The sequence below is a fragment of the Rickettsia sp. TH2014 genome, from assembly GCF_019249195.1.
Taxonomy (GTDB): Bacteria; Pseudomonadota; Alphaproteobacteria; order Rickettsiales; family Rickettsiaceae; genus Rickettsia; species Rickettsia felis.
Genome location: NZ_MXAX01000188.1, coordinates 1 through 4,434, shown reverse-complemented (window position 1 = coordinate 4,434; position 4,434 = coordinate 1). Strand labels below are relative to the sequence as shown.

The following is a 4,434-nucleotide window of genomic DNA, read 5'->3' as shown; positions in this document are numbered from 1 at the left end:
ATAATTTTTATAATGTCTGTAAGATTAAATCTTGACTTCTACATTTAATGGATCGCTTTTAGTTACCGGTAAATTTGAGCAAGTAACTCTAATATGTCCTTACCTTTTATAATAGCTTCATTATTATTTTTTGCTTCTTTTGAAACCTGCTCTAAGGACAACAAGCTTTGCCTTAACGCTATATTATCAATATTACTAGCTTCAATAAACTTTTTAATTTCGATAAGTATACTCAAATAATCTGTCGTCTCTAGTGGTCTTACTGTATCTTTTTTTAATTTTTCAACTAATGACTCTTTCACAAAAATATATCTTTATTTAAATTAAATTCAAATCTTAAAAAACCATGGAATATGGATTCTGAATTTTTGAAAACGGCAATATATAGAATTTGTAAAATTTTGTCAATAAAATATAAGATTTGTGTATAGAAATTATTAATTATTTTTAATAAAAAAGACAAGTATCATAACTTCCCTTATGAAGCAAAGATAGTTATGATATTTAAGATTTGAAAACTTAACCTAAATCAAGATCAGCCTGTAAAGTATCGCCTAAAGAATCGACTTCATGGTTGTTTAAATTACTTCCGGTAGTGTCAAAATTTTCACTTCTAGAAAAATGTTCTTCATACCATTTTATATATGTTTCTGCTGCTATTTTTAATGGATTTAATGGTTCTCCACCAAACATAGCACCTAATACTTGTAATGGATTACTTGTTCCTTCTGTTATTACTTTACAATATTCATATTTTAGAGTTTTACTTTCTTTATCTAATATAGGTAGTAAATCTTCTATAAATTCTGCTAAATTTTGAAACTCATCTGACTCTACAAATAAAGATTTACTTACAAAATTCAGAGAAGCGTAATGATTACCTAATGATTTCGTAAGATTTTCTACTATTATGAGAAGTCCTGGTTTAATAAAGTGAGGCTTATTTAAAGCTTGATCTATTATCTCTGCATCTTCGGTTTCTAAGACTCTATTTATATATTCTTCACTGATTACTATTTTGTAATTTTTTATTAACTTATTGATTTCATTAATACTTTCTTTAACATTAAACACTACTGTATTAGAGCTAGCGGTATTTGAACTAGTAGAAGGTTGTTCACCTAATTCTGCATTATTTAATATTGAACCGGCATGATTTTGCCATGCTTGATAATTTCCAGGTGTTGAAGTTGCTTTATTAGCGAGAGCTATTGCTTGACTAAACAATGCTGCAAGTTGCTCAGAATTACCAAGGTCTATATATTGCGGCATTTCCGGCGGTGGAGTAAAATCGTTACGAGAAATATTTGATTCTTCTTCAAGAGATTCATCTTCAAATAACTCTTCTGTAGGTTCTATAGTAGCCCAACATACTGCTAATGTTGCAAGCTCATCATTAACAAATACTTGATGTTTTGCAACTGCATGTTTTACATTTTCATTATTTTTATAATTACTAGGAATAGTGTATAAACCGTATTCTCCTTTATTTGCTTCTTCTAATATAAGACTAAATATTTTTGATTTAATTTTATGGTTTTTTGTTTCTTGTAAATTGTGCTCTAGTAGTTTTAGTATCTGATCGCCTTGTGCTGCTCCTTTATTATTTTCCCAACCTCTTATTAAACTACAATAATCTATACCTGATGTTTTAGCATACTCTAACACTGCTTTTATAGCTTTCCATTGATTATTAGCTTTTTCATTTTCACCTTGCTGCACATCTTTAATAGCATTCTCAGCCCATTTAGCAAGCTGAGCATAGGATGCTAGCTTCCCTACTGCATTAAATATGGATACATGTTTACCTGGATAATCTACTTTTGTAATTATTTCAGATAGATCAAATTTTTGAACTAATTTCGGTAATTCAACAAGAAATTCATCATAATATGGTTTGTCTAAACTCCATTTTCTTCCATTTTGTTTGATTTCATTTATAGTTGCTTGATTAAAATCATATGGCGAATATTTTTTCATAATTTGACCTTTTTATAATTATGGGTTAAATTTATACTCAAAAAACCATAAAATATGGTATCTCTTAATTTTTATAAATACATAACACATTATTTTATTAATATATGTCAATAAAACCATGAAACATGGTATTTTGTTTTAAAATGCTTTAAATTGGTAATTGACTGATTAAATGAAAATGTTTATTATTAGTCCAAATTAAATGTAATTAAGTATATTCTATGAAAGTCGTTAGCTCATTAAAATCACTAAAAAAACGTGATAAAGATTGTCAAATTGTTAAAAGAAGAGGCAAAATTTTTGTAATAAATAAAAAAAACAAAAGATTTAAAGCAAAACAAGGTTAATTGTTTCTAGATAGAATATGGCCGGTCACTCAAAGTTTAAAAATATTCAGCATCGTAAAGGGGCTCAAGATAAAAAAAGAGCAAAAGTTTTCACTAAATTAATTCGTGAAATAGTTACTGCAGTTAAAACCGGTTCTTCTAATATCCCTGAAAATAATCCGCGTCTTAGACATGCTTTAACCGCCGCACGCAGTCAAAATCTCCCAAAAGAAAGAATAGACAAAGCTATTAATAGTGCTGACGATGCTAATACCGAAAATTATACGGAAATTAGATATGAAGGTTATGCACCGAATGGTATTGCTATAATAGTTGAAGCTTTAACTGATAATAAAAACCGTACTGCTGCCGAAGTGCGTTCCGGTTTTACCAAATACGGTGGCAGCTTAGGTGAAACAGGTAGCGTTAATTATTTATTCAAACATTGCGGGGTTATCCAGTATCCAACAAACATAGCATCGAATGAAGATATTTTTGAGGCAGCCATAGAAGCTGGAGGGGATGATATCGTATCTGATGAAATATTCCATACAATCTATACGGATATTGAAAATTTTTCTAAAGTTCTAGAATTTTTAACCGGCAAATACGGTATACCTGAAGACTCTTATATAGGCTGGATTCCATTAAATACAATAATTATAGATGATAAGGAAAAAGCTGAAAAATTACTAAAGCTTGTGGAAATTTTAGAAGACAGCGATGATGTGCAAAGAGTTTTCGGGAATTATGAATTATCTGATGATGTTTACGAAATAATACAAGGAGAAGAATGACTTATAACGATGCAAATTATCAAATAATTATTTTAGCAGCCGGTAAAGGTACTAGAATGGAATCCGATTTACCGAAAGTAATGCATAAAGTCGGCGGAGTTCCAATGCTTGAAACAGTATTAAAGAATTCGCTTAACATCACAAATGATGTAATTATAGTTTATTCAGAAGAACTTAAAAAACATTTAACGTCCTATGAAAATATGTGTCGCTTTGTACTGCAAGAGGAACCTAAAGGCACAGCTCATGCTACTCATGCAGCAATAGATTTAATTGATAAAAATAAAACAATATTAGTTTTATACGGTGATCATCCTCTTATTACTCCAAAACTTATACATGAATTAATAGATTATTTAAGCCTTACTAATTCTGCATTAGTGACTTTAAGCTTTGAGAGAGCAAATCCGGCTCAATATGGAAGAATAGCTACTGATAAAAATGGTGAATTCTTAGAGATAATCGAACATAAAAACGCAAGTGAAGAAGAGAAAAATATAAAACTCTGTAATTCAGGTATTATGGCTTTCAGTAGCGGAATTTTAAATAAATACTTACCTTTATTTGCTACTAATACTAACGGTAATAAGGAAGTTTATTTAACTGAAATAGTAAAAATATGCAAAAATCATGGTGAAAAAGTTTCATATTTATTGTCTACTGATCATGATTTAATTGTTGGTGTTAATACTAAAAATGAGCTAGAAGAAGCTAATAATATTTTTTCTAAGAATAAGTCTTAGCATTACCAGCATGAATACCGAGTTGTCATTGCGAGTGGTATTGTTGCGTGGAGCGAAAAACGCATTCGGTGTTATACCGTGGCTTGACTACGATATCCAAAAAACAATAAAAAATACTAATATTTTTAACTGGATCCTGTGGTCAAGCCACGGTATGACGACATAGGTGAAATTGATCCACGCAAATACCTTGTGAGAATAACATAGAAAGCCATACAGGCAATGCTAAAAATTTTGGAGAGATGGACCGAGCGGTTTAAGGCGCATGCCTGGAAAGCGTGTTCACGGCAACGTGTCGGGGGTTCGAATCCCCCTCTCTCCGCCAGCTTGATTTATATAAGTAAGGTATTACAAAAATAAAGCAAATTTTAATATCAAAAATTTTCCTTTTAAAACTGATCTAAAATATCTGCTAAACATTTTACATCATTCTCAGTTAATTGACTTAACAAATTTCTTGCTTCATTATTATTAGAATCTATCCATAAATTATCCCAAGCCGTTTTTTTAACTGGATCATTTAGAATTTCAGGACCATTAAAATGAAGGATCATGCCGCCATATTGCAGTTACGCCTATTAAAAAGCT

6 protein-coding genes and 1 tRNA gene are annotated in these 4,434 nt (G+C 30.4%); 4 read left to right on the top strand and 3 right to left on the bottom strand.

From position 1 onward, the window contains the following. Positions 1-62: 62 nt before the first annotated feature. Positions 63-302 carry a hypothetical protein gene (locus KYQ89_RS03815; RefSeq protein WP_218460480.1) on the bottom strand — a complete coding sequence of 80 codons (240 nt, stop codon included), beginning with the start codon at positions 300-302 and terminating at the stop codon, positions 63-65. A 217-nt stretch (positions 303-519) separates the two neighbouring features. Beyond that, positions 520-1,980: a hypothetical protein gene (locus KYQ89_RS07785; RefSeq protein ID WP_256621265.1), complete on the bottom strand. Its 1,461-nt coding sequence runs from the start codon at positions 1,978-1,980 to the stop codon at positions 520-522. A gap of 221 nt (positions 1,981-2,201) precedes the next feature. Between KYQ89_RS07785 and ykgO the strand changes: the two genes are divergently transcribed. From ykgO to KYQ89_RS03790, 4 genes are all read left to right on the top strand, one after another. Next, a complete protein-coding gene (gene ykgO, locus KYQ89_RS03805; RefSeq protein ID WP_004998227.1) occupies positions 2,202-2,327 on the top strand; it encodes a type B 50S ribosomal protein L36 in 126 nt (41 codons plus the stop codon). A 17-nt stretch (positions 2,328-2,344) separates the two neighbouring features. Continuing rightward, on the top strand, positions 2,345-3,103 hold the full coding sequence (locus KYQ89_RS03800; protein WP_218460479.1) for a YebC/PmpR family DNA-binding transcriptional regulator: 759 nt from the start codon (positions 2,345-2,347) through the stop codon (positions 3,101-3,103). Next, the gene (locus KYQ89_RS03795; protein ID WP_218460478.1) at positions 3,100-3,846 is read left to right on the top strand and encodes a sugar phosphate nucleotidyltransferase; all 747 of its coding nucleotides are present in this window, start codon (positions 3,100-3,102) and stop codon (positions 3,844-3,846) included. Before KYQ89_RS03800 ends, KYQ89_RS03795 begins: the two co-directional genes overlap by 4 nt. Positions 3,847-4,082: 236 nt before the next feature. After that, positions 4,083-4,171 (top strand) — tRNA-Ser (locus KYQ89_RS03790). Positions 4,172-4,235: 64 nt separating this feature from the next. On the opposite strand, the gene KYQ89_RS03785 is transcribed toward KYQ89_RS03790, so the two are convergent. Beyond that, entirely contained in the window at positions 4,236-4,400 is a 165-nt protein-coding gene (locus KYQ89_RS03785) for a hypothetical protein (RefSeq protein WP_218460477.1), read from the bottom strand. Positions 4,401-4,434 lie beyond the last annotated feature (34 nt).